The organism is Bacillus sp. RO2 (assembly GCF_012911845.1).
Taxonomy (GTDB): domain Bacteria; phylum Bacillota; class Bacilli; order Bacillales; family Bacillaceae_I; genus Sutcliffiella_A.
Genome location: NZ_JAAXCU010000032.1, coordinates 30,999 through 49,196, shown reverse-complemented (window position 1 = coordinate 49,196; position 18,198 = coordinate 30,999). Strand labels below are relative to the sequence as shown.

Sequence of the window (18,198 nt, the reverse complement as noted above, 5' to 3'; positions counted from 1 at the left end):
GATAAGTGGAGGAGAAAAAGATGGCAAAGATATTACTTGCTGAGGACGAGAGTGTGCTTCGCATGCTCATAACAGATACACTAGAAGATGAAGGGCACCAGATAGTGGAGGCATCCAGCGGAAAAGAAGCGGTGGATATTTTGGAAGCGGGGAATACTTTCGATCTGGTCATCCTCGATTATATGATGCCTGTATACACAGGATTAGAAGTACTAACAAAAATGAAAACGATGGGGCTTAACCCTGTTCCTCCAGTCCTTATCCTTACAGCTAAAAGTCAGCAATCCGTTCGTGATGAGGTCGCAGCCTCGGGAGCTTCAGGATTTATGTCCAAGCCATTCAGTCCGATGGAGCTGGCAGGAAAAGTAGAGGCAATGCTAAATGAAGTGGAAAAATAGTATATCTACGAAATTTTTAACAATAAATGGAATCTTTTTTCTGGTTTTGGTCACTGGGATTATAACTCTGTTTGTTTACGAGTACTCCCTATCTGAAGAGTTTAAGGAAAGGAATAATGCGCTCGAAGCGAAGGAAGAGAAAATACAGGCTATCGATGATAATATTAATAGTTCTTTCCTTGATTATCGTGGATATGTGGCATTTTCTGACCGAAAGATGCTAGAAAAAGCAAAAGGGTATAAAAGTGAAATCGAAACTGATATTGAGATTCTAGCGAAGATGGCGGATAACAGGAATGATGAACAGTTTGTAAGTGAAGTAACAGACTTCTATCAATTCTATTTTGATATATATCTTCCGAAAATTGAGGGTTTATATGAACAAGAGAATATGAAGGAGCTTAAGGACTATCTGTTCATCCAAGGAACATCCGGGGATATCTTTGATTTTATGGATTACATGAAAGAATACCGGTATGAAGTAGACCAGGAAATAGAAAACAATGTGGATCTGATGTCAGATAAAATTCAAGCTAGTCAGCTTTTGTTTTCCTTGTATTTTCTGCTTGTGATTTCCCTACTGTTCATTATTACTTGGGTGCTTATTAAACAGGTAGGTAAACCACTGCGGGAACTTTCCGAGGCAGCCGATGAGATTACACATGGCAAGATAACAGAGCTTCCATCTCATCAGAATAGCTCCGATGAAATAGGTGTATTATCCAACGCGCTTCATACGATGGTAAATACGCTACAATACAATGAAGAAGAGTTGATGGCCCAAAATGAAGAACTGCTTGCTCAACAGGATGAACTGCACGCACAGCAAGACGAACTTCAAGCACAGCAAGTACAATTGGAAGAAAATATTTCAATAATTGAAGAGAGTAATAAGCAGCTTGAGGTAAGAAATAAGTTTATTCATGATATGGGAGAGACGTTAAGCAGAGAGCGTCTGCTAGAGAATGTTGTTCGAAACATGGGGAAGGTATTAAATGCAAATGTAGGCATTATGATGATGCTTAATGAAAAAAGGACAGTTGCTTCTATTGGTTTGTCAAAGAAAGCGGTAGAACAGTTAAGATTAGAAGAGAATAATGTATTCATTCAGCAATTGATGGAGGTTAAAAAAGCCTTTAATGTTGATAGAAAATGCAGTCGGATGGAGGCAACCTACCATTCTGAAGATATGGCAGCCTTTGATTTATTTATACCCGTCCTTACATCTAATGGAATAATATCGGCTTACATGCAGTTCACAAGATATGATGCGCCCTTTACTGAAAGAGAAATTGAAACAGGGGAAGCATTAGCCATGCAGGTCAGTATGGCTTTGGAAAAAGTTGATTTGTATGAGGATTCGGAAGAGAATCGCCTCTTTTACCAGGACATTCTAAACACCATACAGGAGGGTGTCCTATTAGTGGATGAAAGAGGTAGTATACTTCAGGCAAACACTAAAATGTGTGACGTATTGAACTTCCCAACTCCTAATCGGCTGTTGCAATTATCTTTTGAAGAATGGACAACGGTCCTGGTTGAAATGGCAGCCGACAAAGAAAAACTGCGAACAGATCTACTCACCACTTTTAGTGAGAAAGAGTCTGCTGATGATGCTTTAATATTTGAGTTGTATCAAAAGCATGAGAGATGTGTCTTTAAAATGTATAAGGAAAAAGTATCAAGACAAGACCTTTCCTACGGCTACATCTTGGTATTCCGTGATATGACAAAAGAGTATGAAGTGGATAGAATGAAATCGGAGTTTGTCAGTACCGTAAGTCATGAACTACGTACGCCATTGGCAAGTGTTCTTGGCTTTACAGAAAGAATGATTTACAAAGACTTGTCAGAAGAACGTAAAAAAACCTACCTGAAAACAATCTATCAGGAAGCAAAGCGTCTCACAGCGTTGATTAATGACTTTCTGGATGTACAGAAAATGGAAGCGGGAAAACAGATTTATCACAAAACAACAGAAGATATCGTGGAGATTATTCAGGAAGCAAGTGAGATTTTCAAACACAACACCAATACTCATCCAATAGTTCTTGAGATAGTGACGAATCAGACGAAGGTGGAAGCAGACAGGGAGAAGCTTGCACAGGTAATGGCTAATTTACTGAGCAATGCGATTAAATATTCTCCTGAAGGTGGTAAAATCCATATTACGGTTACTTCTAAGGGTGAGATGTTACAGGTTACAATAAGGGACCATGGTATTGGAATTCCTAATGAAGCGATTCCACATCTCTTTACTAAGTTTTATCGGGTTGACAATTCCGACCTGAGAAAAATTGGGGGAACAGGACTCGGGTTATCCATTGTGAAAGAAATTATCCATGCGCACGATGGAGATATAGGAATAACTTCACAGATGGAAGAAGGAACTGTTGTCACGATAGAAATTCCCTTGGCAAAATAAATGCTAAATTTATTGGTAAATGGTAATAAATATAGGGAATGAGCAATACAAAAAAGGAGTTTATACATGACTAACAACGATATACTAATTAGACTAAGATACGCACTAGACATTAAGGACAACGACATGGTCGAGATCTTTAAGCTAGGGGACATCGATGTAACAAAAGAGGATGTCCAGATGATGCTTACCAAACAGGTGGATAGCTATGATTATGAATCCGAGGAAGAATACGAGCAGGCGCTAGAGGAGGAAGAAATTCTTCCTATCAACAATAACAAGCTGGAATCGTTTCTAAACGGTTTGATTGTTTTTAAAAGAGGCAGACAGGAACCAAAACCTGGCCAGCCTGCAAAGCCCCCTTTTTCCAATGAACCGGCAAATAATATTCTTCTGAAAAAGGTAAAGATTGCCCTTACCTTAACAACAGAAGATATCATTGACATTATTGGTGAAGCTGGTGTTTCCATAACAAAGGGTGAATTGGGTGCTTTTTTACGTAAGAAGGGGCACAAAAACTACAAAGCTTGCATGGATAAGTATGCGAGGAATTTCTTAAAAGGTTTGGCAATTAAATATCGTCACTAATATACAATGTAGGACAGCACTTTCCGAATTAAAAAAGGAGAGTGCTGTTTTTTGTCGAAATTAAACTGGGAAGACCAATTACATAAAAGGGGAATCATCATGGAAAAAATAAGAGTAGGTATTATCGGAACAGGTTTTGGCGCAAAGGTTCACGTACCAGTGATGCAAAGTCATCCAGGGTTTGAGGTAGTATCCATTGCAAGTGTATCCCGCGGGAGACTCGATGAGATTAAAGAGGAAACAGGCATTGAGAAAATTTATGGGAACTGGGAGGAAATGCTGGAGTCAGAAGAGATAGATTTGGTTTCTGTCGCTTCTGCACCATTGTTACATCATGACATGGTAGTAAAGGCATTTACTAGCGGCAAACATGTTCTATGCGAGAAACCAATGGCTTTTGATGCGGCAGAGGCAGAGAAGATGATACAGGCAAGAGATACAGCTGATAAATTGGGCTGGATTAATTTTGAGTACCGCTTTTTACCTGCAAGACAGGTGGTTAAAGAAGTGATCTCAAGCGGGAAAATTGGCAAAGTGTTGCATGTGAATTTCTCGCTAAATATTGCTGGGTATGAAAGGTATGCTACAAGTAAACGCGGGTGGTTAAGTCAAAAGGATCAGGCAGGCGGGATGCTTGGAGCGGTAGGTTCTCATTTAATTGATTCACTGTTATGGTGGACAGACGCGAAGATAGAATCTGTTTCGGGCCAGCTGACTACTCATGTACCAGAGTTCACTGATGAAAACGGTGAGAAGGAAGTCCGTACAGCGGATGATGCTTTCCAAGCGATGGGTAACTTCGTAGGCGGGGGAACCTTTAACATCGGTTCCAACATTGCCGTTCGTCATGCAGAAGGATGGGAGCTAGAGGTTTACGGAACAGAAGGTACGATCAAAATGGTACAGGACAACAAAGTGCTTGTTGGATATGGAAATGATCCTTTGGAAGAAGTGGATATAGAGGAAGCTTTGTCGGTACCAGAAAGGATGAATCCGGTTGCTGCTGGTTATTACAATGCTTTTTATCGCTCGTTGGATGAGGTGTATAAAGCCCTATCTGGAGAAGGAGTAAACCCTCATTTGCCTGTATTGGAGGATGGCCATGGGGTTCAGGTAGTAATGGATGCAATTCGTCGGTCTCATGAGGAGAATAGAACGATAATAATTGATTGATTGATAAAATTGTTGCGATGGTGCAGTTGCTTTTAGGTGACTGCACTTTTACATTTTATGGGTTATATAAGACGTTTCTGATTAAATTTGGTGTGCTTCGGTCGTATAGAAGCGTTCTATAAGACGTTAGGAGCTGAGTGAGGCGTGCTTCGGTAGTATGGAAGTAGCCTAAAAACATTATTCTAAGAAGCTCTATCTAAAGTAAAGAAGTGATTTTTGTTACAATGCAAAAAGGAGGGATTCCATGAACATACACAACTTCCAAAACAATATAAATAAAAAAATACTACAAAGAGGTTATGATTATTTCTTAGACGGATATATCCTAGAAACCTATCTTATTGAAGAGAATAAATATGTCTTCCAAGTAGATGGGACAGAAATATATGAAGTAAAGGTTCAACTAAATAAAGAAGATGACATCACTCATTCCGAATGTGATTGTCCATATGACTATGATGCAATTTGTAAGCATCAAGTAGCAGCTTATTATAAGATAGGTGAAACGAAGAACAACGGAGAAGAACCATCCGGACAGAATGTTCAAACTAACCTACACTCAGTATTAAATGCTCTATCGAAGAAAGAACTGATTAACATCATTGAAGAACTATCCGAAAAAGACATAGCTTTAAAAGATACTTTAATGGTGAGATATGCAACACAGGATGAAAAACATGAATTGGACAGATGCAAAAAACTAATCTCTTCGATTGTGAGAAAACATAAAGATAGAGGCTTTATCAATTTCCGAAGTGTTTCTTCTTTTGCGATGGCAATGGATGAAGTATTGCAAAAAGTATATCGTACAAAGGATACACTTTTAGCCTTAGATATAGCTTTTTTATTATTAAGTGAAGCTATAGAAGCTTTTCAATACGCAGATGATTCTGGGGGAGACATTGGCAACTTAGTTACTGAAACAATCGAAGCGATTGAGGATACTGTAGATAAAGAAAGTTTATCTGCTGAATTGCAGTCAGAAGTATTCAATAGGCTTTTAAAAATTAGTGAGAGCGATATTTTTGAAGGATGGGATGATTTCAATACGAATATTCTTTCCATTGTTGCAGACATAGCTACAACAAATGAACTTAGAGAAAAACTTACCTCATATATTTATAAACTAATAAAGAAGAATGAAGAAGACAGCTATAAAAAGTATTATACTGAAAGTCTTCTCAATATCCTATTATCACTAGTAGAAGAACAAGGTGATGAAGATGAAGTAGAAAATTTTATCAAAAAGAATTTGAAGTACTCGTCATTTAGAGAGAAACTCATTGCCAAACATTTGGAAAATAAGGAATACGAAAAAGTAATAAGCCTAACATTGGAAGCAGAAGCAAAGGATAAAAGTTATGCAGGACTAGTGATACAATGGAAGAAAACTAGATATGAAGCTTATAAAAAACTATCATTAAAAAATGAACAATTACTCTTAGCAAAAGAACTTCTCTTACATGGTGAATTCGAATATTATGAGGAATTGAAAAGCCTCAATGATAAGGATCATCCATCATTTTATCAAGAAATAAAATCAGAATTGAAGTACGCACAGAGTTGGTCGGCACAGAGTGCTTTTATTAAACTAATTGAAACGGAAAATGATAATGCCGAAATTTTGGAGTATGTAAAAAAGAGTCCGCAAAGGATAGAATATTATACAAAAAGACTAGTGAGAGAGTTTCCTGAGGAAGTAGATGAGCTATATGTACAATATATCCTCGGACAAGCAAAAAGCTCTTCCAACCGTAAGCAATATAAACAAGTCTGTAAAGTTCTCCGTCAATATAAAAAAATTTGCGGAAGTGAGAAACAGGAAATTATCATAGAAGAACTCCAGCAACTGTATTCTAATAGACCAGCGTTTATGGATGAATTAAGCAAGATTTACATTAAAACAACATGAAATCCCACCAAGGGATCTCATGTTGTTTTTTCTTAATCATTCCTAATCAAAGTCCTCAACATTTCCAAAAAGAAAATACCTTCATCAATTTCCGTCGCAATTCTCACGCAACCTGCACCTGTGCATTGAGGCACGCCCGGTCTGAAGTCTGCAATGGAGAGGCCCTCTGCATAACCTTCCTTATATTCCACCTTCACCTCTTTACTTGTGTAGGTGAATAATCCAGGTATCTCTAGGCTTGCCATCACTGCAGCCATATCATGCTGTGGCGTCCCGGCAATCCCTGGTTCCAACTCTTGATAGGCCTCATAATAGTAATCAAGAATTGGTTTAATGATCTGCTGGAGGGGAGTAGTGGCAACTCTATCGATAAAGTCCACCACTCTAGGGGTAATGAGTGCTTTGCGGGTTACATTCAAGGGAATTATTGTCAGGTTGGGGGCATTTTGCGCAATGAAATTTGCTGCTATAGGATCTCCGAAAAAATTGGCTTCTGCTACCTCCGTAACGTTACCCGGCTCAATAAAGGCGCCTCCCATGATATACGTTTCTTTTACTAGCTCCATCACAGAAGGACTCAAAAACCAAGCCATAGCAAGCGATGTACAGCGTCCGACATTCACAATGGTTAGTTCATTCGGGTTTTCCTTAATAATGCGGAACAATTGACTGTAATTTGTTCGATTCATAAAACGGTCTGCAGGGACGGGGGGAATGATAGGGCCAAGTCCTTCTTCTCCATGAATTTCCGGGAAGAATTCCGGTAGCTCACCACTTAGTGGTCTTGTACTTCCAGCAATGACAGGAACACCTTCCTTCCCTCCCAATTCCAATAGATATTCTGCATTTCTCGCGCTTCGATCGCGATCCGTATTTCCATAACCTGCAACAATCGCTTTCAACTCTATCTCAGGATTTTTCAATGCATAGATTACGGCAATTGCATCATCAATTCCCGTATCCGCAAACAAGATAATCTTTTTCATTTTATATCACCTCCTACTATTATTAATGAAAGATTAGTAGAAGGTGCTTGTATGAAAGTACTAGAGTTAGTAGAGAAATTATTCCTCTTGAAGTATTCCCAATTATTAAAAAAGTACAGACAATACCAAAAGAGTGCTAGTGATAGCGCTTACAACCCTTTTAACCCCTGCCATATAATTAAGTTGTAATCAAATTAATGAAACAAGCCAAAACAAAGGGGGAGCAACAAATGAAGAAGACTTGGAAAGCTATGTCTTTATTACTGGTTTTAATGCTTTTTACAGTTATGCTTGCGGCATGTAACAGCAGTACAGGGGGAAGCGGCAGTGTAAGTGTGGGAATTGTTTTGCCAACAAAGGATGAGCCAAGATGGGTGCAGGACGAGCAACGATTCAAGGATGCATTGAAAGATTCTGACTATACAACAGAAATCCTCTTTAGCCAAGGTTCTTCCGCTAAGGAAAAAGAGAACGTTGAAACATTAATCAACAAAGGAATTGAAGTGCTGATTATCACTCCTCAAGATGGAGATGCAGCAGCTGCAGCAGTAGAAGCGGCTAAGAAAGAAGGAATCACGGTTATCTCTTATGACCGTTTAATTACAAACACAGATGCAGTGGATTACTATGTGACATTTGACAGTGTGGCAGTTGGTGCTGCTCAAGGACAATACCTGATCGATAATGTACAAGGATCTGGCGTTCCGCTTTACCTATATGCGGGTGCAGCTTCTGACAACAACGCTTTCCTTTTCTTTGAAGGAGCTTGGAGTGTGTTACAACCAAAAATTGCAGACGGAACGTTCAAAATTGCAAACTCCAGTGAAGCGGAGGCTTTAAAAGACACAGCTGAACTTACTCGTGACCAAATGAGTAAAATTCTAGGACAGGTAACAACTAACTGGGATCCAAACGAAGCGAAGAACAAAGCACAAACACACTTAACTGCAGTGGGTGCTGATATGAAAGGTGACGTGGCGGTACTTGCTCCAAACGACGGTACAGCGCGTTCTATCGCAGACGTGTTCGCAACTGATGGGGAAGTATCAAGCTACTTAGTAACAGGTCAGGATGCAGAAAAAGCTTCCATCCAATATATCATTGATGGCAAGCAATCCATGACAGTATTTAAAGATGTACGTACATTAGTGACGGATGCTATGGGGATTGCAGTAGAAATCCTAGACGGCAAAACTCCAGAAACAACTGGTTCTTACGATAACGGAGAAGTCGAAGTCAAAGCAAAACAAACAGATGTCATCGTAGTGGAAGAAGAGAATGTACAACAAGAACTAATTGACTCTGAATACTACGAAGCAAGCGAATTTACAGGACTATAAGTCAAAGTTAATTCTTTAAAAAAACATTTCCCTGTAGATTGCAGTGCAAGGTGTGAGACTCCAGCGGGAGGTAGCGATAGGTTGAGACCCCGCAACGGAGTGAGGAGGCTCAAGCATCGCCCCGCGGAAAGCGAACACCTGGAACGGAAATCTACAGGAGTTAAATCAGATACCTAGCGAAATAGTGATGGCAACTTTATCACTATTTCGCCATTGTCATTGCTTTTGTTAAGGGGGGAAAAGGATGGGCAACTATATACTGGAGATGAACGATATCTCTAAAGAATTTACAGGAGTCAAAGCGCTGAGTAATGTGAATTTCAAAGTGGAAAAAGGCGAAATTCACTGCTTGATCGGGGAGAATGGAGCAGGAAAATCCACACTGATGAAGGTGCTGAGCGGAGTGTATCCTTTTGGAACATACGATGGAGACATCGTATTTGAAGGGAATGTTCAGCAATTTAACAAAATCAGTGACAGTGTAAATACCGGCATCGCCATCATCTACCAAGAACTCGCATTGTTTCCAGATTTATCGGTCTATGAAAATATTTTTGCAGGAAACGAAATGAAGTTTGGTGGAGTGATTGATTGGAACAGAACGATTGTCGAAGCAAAAAGGTTATTACGGAAAGTAAAGCTCGAAGTTAACCCTGATACACTTGTAAAAGATTTAAGTGTCGGAAAACGCCAACTTGTAGAAATAGCGAAAGCTTTAAGTAAAGAAGTTAAGCTCCTCATTTTGGATGAACCGACGGCAGCACTTAACGAAGACGATAGTGAAAACTTGCTTGAACTTTTAAAAGAACTAAAAAATCAAGGGATAACGTGCATTATGATTTCCCATAAGCTGAAAGAAGTAATTAGCATCGCAGACAAAGCAACCGTCATTCGTGATGGCAAGACAATCTGTACGCTCGATGCTAAAGAAAAGGAAATAACCGAAAGTGTCATTATCAAGAATATGGTAGGAAGAGAAATTGAAGACATATACCCTAAAAGGACAAAGGAAGTAGCAGGAGAGAACCTACTGGAACTTCATAACTGGTCGGCTTATGATCCGCAACTTGGAAGACAGGTAATTAAAAACGTTAACCTTCACGTGAAAAAAGGAGAAATCGTTGGTATTGCTGGTCTTATGGGGTCAGGTAGAACAGAGCTTGCTCTCAGTATTTTCGGAAATGCCAAATCCTACAAAATCCAAGGCGATATGATGTGGAATAACACTCCTACTACCCTTAAGCATACTAGTGATGCAATCAAGGCAGGAATTGCTTATGTAACAGAGGACAGAAAAGGTGATGGACTTTTCCTTTTACAGGATATTAAAAGTAATATCACTGCGGCGAATTTAAAAGGGATAGCCTCGCAAGGTATTATAAATGACAATGAGGAAATCAAGGTCGCAGAACAGTACAAACAATCTCTTCACATTAAAGCCTCCTCTTTAGAACAGCTTGTTGGAAACCTTAGTGGTGGGAACCAGCAAAAAGTGTCCATTGGGAAGTGGCTATTTGTCGGACCCAAACTACTTATTCTAGATGAACCAACACGCGGGATTGACGTTGGGGCGAAATTTGAAATTTATACCGTGATGAACAAGCTTATTGAAGAAGGACTTAGTATTGTGATGATTTCATCAGAGCTTGGTGAGGTACTTGGCATGAGTGACAGAGTCTATGTCATGGCCCAAGGAGAAATAAAAGGGGAATTAGATATAGAACAAGCAGACCAAGAAAAAATTATGGAGCTTGCTACGCAATAGGGGGGTATTACAATGAATGTTATACATGAAGCCAGAACGCTTATACATGAAAACATCCGAGATTATGGGATGTATATCGCATTATTTGTTATTATATTAACTTTTACTTTTATGACAGACGGATTGTTCATGTCATCCCGTAACATTAGTAACCTACTGGACTCTGCCGGTTATATTGCTGTGTTGGCAGTAGGGATGACCCTCGTTATCGTTATTCGCCATATCGACCTTTCAGTAGGATATGCGGCAGGGTTCCTTGGGGCAATTGCAGCTATCTTGCTTACACAAGCAGGGGTATCAGTATGGGTAACGATTCCGGTTATTTTGTTATTAGGTGTTGCTGTTGGTCTATTTAACGGTGTACTTATTGCTCAAATTGGAATTCCATCCTTCGTCGCCACTCTTGCAGGAATGCTTATTTTTCGAGGGGCTTTGCTGCAAGTGACAGAGAAGACTGGTACTATCATCATTCAAGATGATGCCTTTAACGCGATTGGTAATGGCTATATTCCTTCACTTGTGGAAATAAACGGTTTGCACCTATTATCCCTTTTAGTTGGTTTGGTGGGTATCTTACTTTACATCTACAGTGAGATCTCGACCCGAAGAAATAAAATCAAGTATGATTTTGAAGTCGTCTCCAAGCCGATTTTTGCACTGAAGTTATTCTTTGTTTCCGCCATAATAGGTTATATAACTTGGATTCTAGCAGGCTATAACGGATTTTCCTGGACCGTCATTATTATATTATTAGTAGTCGTAGTTTATCATTTCCTGACTACCAAAACAGTGCTTGGACGTCATATCTATGCTGTCGGAAGTAATCCGGAAGCTGCTCACTTGAGCGGGATTAACGTAAAAAAAATTACCTATATAGTTTTTGGATCAATGGGAATGCTAGCAGCTCTTTCTGGTATTCTATTTACAGCACGTTTGCAATCTGCAACAACAACTGCAGGGACTCTTTTTGAGCTTGATGCCATTGCCGCTGCTTATGTGGGCGGGGTTTCTTCTGCTGGTGGTGTTGGAAAAGTAACAGGCGCCATAATCGGTGCGGTTGTAATGGCTTCCCTATCCAACGGGATGAATTTGCTAGGCGTGGGTATCTCCTACCAATACATGATTCGTGGAGGAGTTCTTGCTGGAGCGGTAATCTTTGATGTCATGACACGTAAAAAAAGATAATGAAAATATAAATAACTGGCAATCCCTGTTGAATCTGTTATTCACCAGGGATTGTACTATTTTCATTAGGTGCTATGATGAAATTAGTACACCTCAATTGGGGAGGCCACTGAAAAACTGATATGATTTAGTATTTGGTAATTTCGAGCTGTGGATTGGAGCAAAAGGCGAAGACTCCTAAGGAAGATAGCGCTAGGTGGAGACCCCGCAGGCTTGCCGAGGAGGCTCCAGCAGCGCCCCTAGGAAAGCGAAGCCATTTGCGGAAATCCACAGCGGTGTATAAAGAATATTTAAATTCAAAGACATTTTCAGTGGCCTTATTGGGGGAGGGGGATATCATTCTTGCGGAGAACAGGAATTCTAGCAATTTGTATCATTATTATTCTATTATGTCATCTTACTTTTTTATCCGCACAAAAAATCTTCCAATCCGATTGGCAATTGCCTCAAGCGCTAAGTTCTAGCAGAGAGGAACATCGTTTAGTTCTTATTACGCAAGATATGGAGACGCCCTTTTGGGATAAGGTTAGTGAAGGTGCCAGAAAGCAGGCAGAACAAAGTGATGTGAGCCTTGAAGTATGGGGGAGCTATGGAAAGAATCGAGAGGACTTCCTAAAAGACATAGAAATTGCCATTCAGTCCAAAGTGGATGGGATTATCATACAGGGGTTGGATTCAGAGGAATTCAAGGAATTGACGAAAGTGAAGGCAGGCTTCCATGGTATTCCAATTATTACGGTGGCAAATGATGTGCCGATGGAGGAGAGTATCCGACGTACTTATGTCGGTTCTGACCAGTATGAAGCGGGGAAAATGATTGCAAGACAGATATTGATTGATATGGGGAGAGTGGGGAATGTCGTCGTCATGTATGACAAGAACCAGGAATACTATCAAAAGCGGCGCATGGAAGGGATTCAGGATATTCTAAAATTTTATGATACTATCCATATGATTCATGCGACTACTGATGACACAAGAGAACAAGTCATTACCACCACACAAGATGTAATGAACAAAGAGCCAGAAATAGACGCGTTCATCGCCATTAATGCCAACGTTGTCGGTGCGATGATTGGGGAGATAAGTAAGCGCTCCCAGGTAGAACCGTACCATATCTATTCTTTTGACGATGGAGCTGAGACACTGACCTTGTTAGCGGAAGGGAAATTGGATGGGGTCATTGAACAGTCACCTGAAGAAATGGGAAGAAAAAGTGTAAAGCTTATGAAGGAATGGTTGACCGGGGAAACTGTGCCGCTTAATAAAGATGGCTATTTGACAGATATCAGAATTAGGAAAGCAGCAGACTTACAATGACAAGTATCCAAAAGAAAATTCTAACTCTTACTACGGTAGTATTGGTGATTATGTCGGCAATTTGGATAGCGCTTACATATTACAATCATAAAACCCATAAACAATATAACGATATTTTGCAACGATACCTGAGCATGAATGAAGTGACAAAAGCGAGTCAACAACTAGTTACAGATTTGAATAACTATACCATTGATCCAACACAAGACAGCCTAGACAAGCTTGCGACAAGCAAGGAACAAGTACAGCAAGCAAAATACGGCGTATATCATTTAAGAAACACAGAAAACGACTTTACCTTAACCAACTATATGAACTTGATTGATAGCTTGGTGGAAGCAACCGACAGATCAATTGTGTTTCAGTCGGAAAATGATACGGAGGCCTCCGCGCAGGAATTTGCAGAAGCCACTCGAATTACCACCTATATTTCCGAAATGACCTTAACATTAATAGATACAGAATTGAATACATTTGATAAATTTTACAGGGGAATCATTGAACAATCCGCTGAAGTTATTAAGCTCGGAATTTGGAGCCTGCTGCTGATCACCTGTCTATTGCTTCTTGTCACCTACTGGTTCTCTCTTACAATCACACGGCCTGTCTTTCAACTGACAAAAGCGGCAAATGAACTATCCAAAGGGAATTTTGACCAGCAGGTAAAAATAGAAACCAATGATGAAATTGCCTTTTTGGCAAGGACTTTCGATCGAATGCGTATTAATATTAACAACCTGATATCTGAGATTAAGCAGAAGGCAGCGCTTGAGCGAGAGCTTCAGGAAAGTAGGATTCTTTTACAAGAAAGCCAGTTTAGAAGCCTGCAGAGTCAGATCAACCCGCATTTTCTTTTCAACACCTTAAATACCCTTTCCAAAAAAGCCTATCTAGAAGGGTCTGAAGAGACGAGTGATCTCTTGGTAAGCGTTGCGGGAATTCTGCGTTACAACTTAAAACGGCAAGATCGCTCTGTAACGCTTCATGATGAAATTCAAGTATTAAAACAATATATGGACATTCAGAAGGCGCGTTTTACAGACCGGCTACAGTTGCATTGGGATATCGATGAATCATGCCTAGACTTGAAAATCCCAGCGCTGACTCTCCAGCCAATCATAGAGAATGCCGTCATTCATGCGGTGGAACCAAAGGAAGATGGAGGAAACATCTGGTTCCGAGTCAAAGTGGATGGTAACCGGATAGTAATAGAAATTGAGGATGATGGCATGGGGATGCCGGAGCAAAAAATCATTCAAATTTTAAACGAAGAATCCCCTCTGCCTACTGAAGGCCATTCAACAGGTATCGGTTTCAGTAATGTCGTAAAACGACTGCGACTTTTCTACGGCTATGAAGATGTCATTGATATAAAAGGAATACAAGGACAAGGAACAAAGGTTATTTTGAAAATAAAGTACTGAAAACAGAATTTACCTGTAGATTGCAGTGCAAGGTGTGAGACCCCTGCGAGGAATAACGGTAGGTGAGACCCCGCAGGCAAAGCCGAGGAGGCTCAAGCACCGTCCTCTGGATAAGCGAACACCTGAAGGGGAATCTACAGGAGTTAAATAGGATACCCAAATAATGAAAGGAGTCAAACTGAATGATTAAACTCCTCATTGTAGATGACGAACAAATTGAACGCGAAGGCATGCAAACTATTCTCGAAAGAAACTTTCCAGACCTACTAATCAAACAGGCCAAAAATGGGAAAATGGCAGTAGAAATGGCGGACGATTACACCCCGGACCTAATTCTGATGGACATCAAGATGCCTGGATTGAATGGGCTAGAAGCTGTCGAACAAATCAGCGCCAGGCATCCAAAAACAAAATTCATCATGGTCACCGCTTATGATACATTCGGATATGTTAAAGCGGCCATCAAACTTGGTGTCAAAGATTATATACTGAAGCCTAGTAAAATCAGTGAAATTAGAATGACAGTTGGAAAAGTCCTGGAGCAAATTCAAACGGAAAGGGCTGAACAAACAAAAAACAAGCTTCAGGAAGAGACATTAGAAAAAACCCTGACTCTTGTTGAGACGGATGTCGTAACACAGCTGTTGTTCGACCACGTGCATGAAGTACATGTGGACATGTTGATGGAGATGCTTGATATTCCCTCAACGAATGAGATGTTTGCCATGATCGTCCTATTGCCATCAGGATCTGAATCCAACTATTCCTTGATTAAGGAGAAAGTCAGGCAGAACAAAAGCGGATGGGTAGGAGCACTTTATGGGAATCAGCTTCCAATAATCGTGTTCCGTCAGCCAGATAAAACCTTCCGTTCCCAAGCTAGTACACTTGCACGAGATGTTTTAACTATTGCTAAAACAGGACACCATACAGATTGGTTTATTGGGATAGGGGAGGTTTGCAGCTCTCTTGACCAGGTTCGACAATCCTATCAGGATGCCCTCATGGCTACTTTAGATACTAAAGCTGTGACGAACTATCGTTTTTATGCAGATATACATACAAATGTGGATGTCCGTAAAAGTCATTTGGACAAAAATCAGCAAAAAGAATTGGCTGATTTAATTCGGCTTGGCCAATGGGAAGATGTTCAAATGTATGTCATGAACATCCTTCAATGCTTTGAGAAAGAAGCGGCCAATTTATTGCACACCCAGCAACGGATGCTAGAGATTCTTTGGATTACTTCACGTGTACTGAATGAAATAGGAGTGGAAACTGCCACGCCGCTTTATTCGGTACAAACCACACAGTATCGTCAGCTTCGTTCCGAAACAAAGCAGCTCTTGGAAAAGATGAAACGATCTTATGATGACCACTACAACCACTTGGAGGCAGACACCATTCAGCAGATTAAGCAATACATTATCGATCATTCCCATCAAGATATATCGCTCGATACACTTGCACAGAAAGTGGGCTTGAGCCCAATATATATTAGTAAAATGTTCAAGGAAAAGCAGGGTATCAACTATATCGACTTCCTCACAGAATGCAGGATGGAGAAAGCGAAACGGCTCATGAATGATTTGGAGAAGAGTATTAAAGAAATTACCTTTGAAGTGGGCTACCATGACCCTAATTACTTCAGCAAGGTATTTAAAAAAATGACCAATGTTTCACCGAAAGAGTATCGTAAAACATTGCTCCGAAATAAGGCTTAGAAGGCAGAGAGGATGGAGAAAATGGAGCTCGGAATACGTAAATTACTAACATTGATTGTTTCGCTGACTCTGTTTTTTGTAGCCTCAGGATGTGAGAAGGCAGATAAGTCCCTTCAGCAGGACAAAGGGGCAACTTCTGAGGTGGAAAAAATAAAAATCGGTTTTTCTATGGATACCTTAGAAGAAGAAAGGTGGCTGAGAGACCGGGCTTTATTTAAGTCAGCGGTAGAAAGCCTAGGAGCGGAAGTAGAAATACTAGCAGCAAACGGAGATGACGCACTGCAGGTGTTACAGGCGGAAACCCTAATAAGCAAAGGTGTGGATCTTCTTGTTGTAGTTCCGCATAACGCAGAAGCAACAGCAACGATCGTTAAGAAAGCACACCTGGCAGGAATCAAGGTTCTTTCTTATGATAGGCTAATAAAAAATGCAGAAATTGACCTATACGTTTCTTTTGACAACGAACGTGTCGGGGAGCTGCAGGCAGAGGCAATTACAAAAATTGTACCTAGAGGCAAATATGTTTATATTGGCGGAGCGGAAACGGACAATAATGCTCACCTGTTTAAAAAGGGGGTCTTCAATGTCCTTCAGCCACTGATTGATAAAGGAGAGATCACTGTCGTTTATGACCAGTGGACCAAAAACTGGCTCCCAAGTAATGCTTACGCCAACATGAAGGAGGCTCTTATTGCAAATGGGGGGAAAGTAGACGCGGTGATAGCAGCAAACGATGCGACAGCAGGAATGTCAATTGAAGCTCTCGAGGAAGCGGGACTTGCTGGAAGCATTCCTGTAGCCGGACAGGATGCAGAGCTTGCAGCGGCTCAGCGGATTGTGGAAGGCACTCAGACGATGACGGTGTATAAACCGATACCAACTCTCGCAGAAGAAGCGGCGAGACTAGCAGTTGCTATGGCAAAAGGAGAATTTATTGATACAGATCGCAAAGTAAACAATGGGAAAGTGGAAGTGCCATCTGTGTTGCTTCCTCCAATTGCCGTGAACAGGGCAAATATCGATGAAACGGTCATTGCAGATGGATTTCATACAAAGGAGGATGTGTATACAGGGGATTAGCGATAACGGGTGTGTGATGAAATCTCAGAGGTACTCTGTTTAGGGCACCCTTGAGATTTTTTTTATTCTGCATAATATACCATTTTTTCTAAAACTTCCAAACAATACAGTCGTCCTCCATAAGCACAACCGCCATCAATCCCAATGATATTATTGTCACCGAAGTAAACCTCTGGCTTTTTATGGAGGTGCTTTGTTGGGGTATGTCCAAAGACTACTGTCTTCTCACCTTTATATCCTTTATGAAAGTCTTCTCTGATCCAAACTAAGGTGTAAGGTTCAGTGAGTTCCAATGCTGTCTCAGGGTGTACTCCTGCATGGACGAAAACATGAGTATCTGTTTCATAATAGTAAGGAAGGGTTTTTAGAAAATCTAAATGCGGGCGAATTTCCTCATTTATGACAAGTGCTTCCGGCATCTCCTCTGTCTTATACCAATATTTCGCATCGTCTATTTCAACAATGTATCCATAATTCTCCAGGGTTTTAATGCCTCCGTTATAGTACCACCTTTTCAAATGAAGCGGGTCTTCAGGGTGTTCAAAAGCGTCAATCATCATTTTATCGTGGTTTCCGATCAGGGCTATGGCTCCTTCAGCAGTCAATTCCATCACCTTGTCCAAAACCTGACGTGAATGTGGCCCACGATCCACATAATCTCCGAGTAAAAGAAGTTTGTCCTGTTTGCTGTCAAAGTTAACTTTCTCAAGAAGTCTTTCGAATTTTTCTAAATCACCATGAATATCACTTATTGCAAGTACACGCCTCATTGTCATCGATTCCTTTTCTTATAATTATTTAAATTTTATCACAATATTCGAAAAGCGAAATATTCCGTACGATTTTCCTTTATAATGATGAAAAAGATAAATCGGAGG

Annotated in this window: 14 protein-coding genes; 12 read left to right on the top strand and 2 right to left on the bottom strand. The window is 40.4% G+C overall.

The genetic code is table 11. The features are described from left to right. The first annotated feature begins 20 nt into the window (after positions 1-20). The 5 genes from HF078_RS07480 to HF078_RS07460 all read left to right on the top strand — a co-directional run bounded on the left by HF078_RS07480 (position 21) and on the right by HF078_RS07460 (position 6,496). A complete protein-coding gene (locus HF078_RS07480) occupies positions 21-398 on the top strand; it encodes a response regulator transcription factor (RefSeq protein WP_169290568.1) in 378 nt (125 codons plus the stop codon). Beyond that, on the top strand, positions 382-2,823 hold the full coding sequence (locus tag HF078_RS07475; RefSeq protein WP_169290567.1) for an ATP-binding protein: 2,442 nt from the start codon (positions 382-384) through the stop codon (positions 2,821-2,823). The genes HF078_RS07480 and HF078_RS07475 overlap by 17 nt, the downstream gene beginning before the upstream one ends. Positions 2,824-2,889: 66 nt before the next feature. Then, complete coding sequence (locus HF078_RS07470; protein ID WP_169290566.1) at positions 2,890-3,411, top strand: YehS family protein; 522 nt, start codon at positions 2,890-2,892, stop codon at positions 3,409-3,411. A gap of 51 nt (positions 3,412-3,462) precedes the next feature. Next, positions 3,463-4,584, top strand: coding sequence for a Gfo/Idh/MocA family protein (locus HF078_RS07465; RefSeq protein ID WP_169290565.1), 1,122 nt, complete (start codon positions 3,463-3,465; stop codon positions 4,582-4,584). 244 nt (positions 4,585-4,828) lie between these two features. Continuing rightward, on the top strand, positions 4,829-6,496 hold the full coding sequence (locus HF078_RS07460; RefSeq protein WP_169290564.1) for an SWIM zinc finger family protein: 1,668 nt from the start codon (positions 4,829-4,831) through the stop codon (positions 6,494-6,496). Positions 6,497-6,528: 32 nt separating this feature from the next. Here HF078_RS07460 and HF078_RS07455 read toward each other — a convergent pair whose 3' ends face one another. Then, complete coding sequence (locus HF078_RS07455) at positions 6,529-7,482, bottom strand: nucleoside hydrolase (protein ID WP_169290563.1); 954 nt, start codon at positions 7,480-7,482, stop codon at positions 6,529-6,531. Between the two features lie 230 nt (positions 7,483-7,712). Between HF078_RS07455 and HF078_RS07450 the strand changes: the two genes are divergently transcribed. From HF078_RS07450 to xylF, 7 genes are all read left to right on the top strand, one after another. Further along, positions 7,713-8,822 (top strand): sugar ABC transporter substrate-binding protein, encoded by a 1,110-nt coding sequence (locus tag HF078_RS07450; RefSeq protein WP_169290562.1) that lies wholly within the window; start codon positions 7,713-7,715, stop codon positions 8,820-8,822. 244 nt (positions 8,823-9,066) lie between these two features. After that, a complete protein-coding gene (locus HF078_RS07445; RefSeq protein WP_169290561.1) occupies positions 9,067-10,587 on the top strand; it encodes a sugar ABC transporter ATP-binding protein in 1,521 nt (506 codons plus the stop codon). Between the two features lie 12 nt (positions 10,588-10,599). Then, positions 10,600-11,772, top strand: coding sequence for a sugar ABC transporter permease (locus HF078_RS07440; RefSeq protein WP_169290560.1), 1,173 nt, complete (start codon positions 10,600-10,602; stop codon positions 11,770-11,772). A 342-nt stretch (positions 11,773-12,114) separates the two neighbouring features. Next, on the top strand, positions 12,115-13,092 hold the full coding sequence (locus HF078_RS07435) for a sugar ABC transporter substrate-binding protein (RefSeq protein ID WP_169290559.1): 978 nt from the start codon (positions 12,115-12,117) through the stop codon (positions 13,090-13,092). After that, the gene (locus tag HF078_RS07430; RefSeq protein WP_169290558.1) at positions 13,089-14,516 is read left to right on the top strand and encodes a sensor histidine kinase; all 1,428 of its coding nucleotides are present in this window, start codon (positions 13,089-13,091) and stop codon (positions 14,514-14,516) included. The genes HF078_RS07435 and HF078_RS07430 overlap by 4 nt, the downstream gene beginning before the upstream one ends. A gap of 182 nt (positions 14,517-14,698) precedes the next feature. Continuing rightward, positions 14,699-16,240 (top strand): response regulator transcription factor, encoded by a 1,542-nt coding sequence (locus HF078_RS07425; RefSeq protein ID WP_169290557.1) that lies wholly within the window; start codon positions 14,699-14,701, stop codon positions 16,238-16,240. Positions 16,241-16,261: 21 nt separating this feature from the next. After that, positions 16,262-17,320, top strand: a complete 1,059-nt coding sequence (gene xylF, locus HF078_RS07420; RefSeq protein WP_169290624.1) for a D-xylose ABC transporter substrate-binding protein — start codon at positions 16,262-16,264, stop codon at positions 17,318-17,320. 62 nt (positions 17,321-17,382) lie between these two features. Here xylF and HF078_RS07415 read toward each other — a convergent pair whose 3' ends face one another. After that, positions 17,383-18,090 (bottom strand): metallophosphoesterase family protein, encoded by a 708-nt coding sequence (locus HF078_RS07415; protein ID WP_169290556.1) that lies wholly within the window; start codon positions 18,088-18,090, stop codon positions 17,383-17,385. Between the last annotated feature and the right edge of the window lie 108 nt (positions 18,091-18,198).

What these genes read in the sequence shown, in the direction of transcription:
- HF078_RS07450 (WP_169290562.1), top strand. Translation starts at nt 7,713, where the DNA reads ATGAAGAAGACTTGGAAAGCTATGTCTTTATTACTGGTTTTAATGCTT.
- HF078_RS07460 (WP_169290564.1), top strand. Translation starts at nt 4,829, where the DNA reads ATGAACATACACAACTTCCAAAACAATATAAATAAAAAAATACTACAA.
- HF078_RS07455 (WP_169290563.1), bottom strand. Translation starts at nt 7,482, where the DNA reads ATGAAAAAGATTATCTTGTTTGCGGATACGGGAATTGATGATGCAATT.
- HF078_RS07440 (WP_169290560.1), top strand. Translation starts at nt 10,600, where the DNA reads ATGAATGTTATACATGAAGCCAGAACGCTTATACATGAAAACATCCGA.
- HF078_RS07425 (WP_169290557.1), top strand. Translation starts at nt 14,699, where the DNA reads ATGATTAAACTCCTCATTGTAGATGACGAACAAATTGAACGCGAAGGC.
- HF078_RS07480 (WP_169290568.1), top strand. Translation starts at nt 21, where the DNA reads ATGGCAAAGATATTACTTGCTGAGGACGAGAGTGTGCTTCGCATGCTC.
- HF078_RS07470 (WP_169290566.1), top strand. Translation starts at nt 2,890, where the DNA reads ATGACTAACAACGATATACTAATTAGACTAAGATACGCACTAGACATT.
- HF078_RS07445 (WP_169290561.1), top strand. Translation starts at nt 9,067, where the DNA reads ATGGGCAACTATATACTGGAGATGAACGATATCTCTAAAGAATTTACA.
- HF078_RS07475 (WP_169290567.1), top strand. Translation starts at nt 382, where the DNA reads ATGAAGTGGAAAAATAGTATATCTACGAAATTTTTAACAATAAATGGA.
- HF078_RS07430 (WP_169290558.1), top strand. Translation starts at nt 13,089, where the DNA reads ATGACAAGTATCCAAAAGAAAATTCTAACTCTTACTACGGTAGTATTG.
- HF078_RS07415 (WP_169290556.1), bottom strand. Translation starts at nt 18,090, where the DNA reads ATGAGGCGTGTACTTGCAATAAGTGATATTCATGGTGATTTAGAAAAA.
- xylF (WP_169290624.1), top strand. Translation starts at nt 16,262, where the DNA reads ATGGAGCTCGGAATACGTAAATTACTAACATTGATTGTTTCGCTGACT.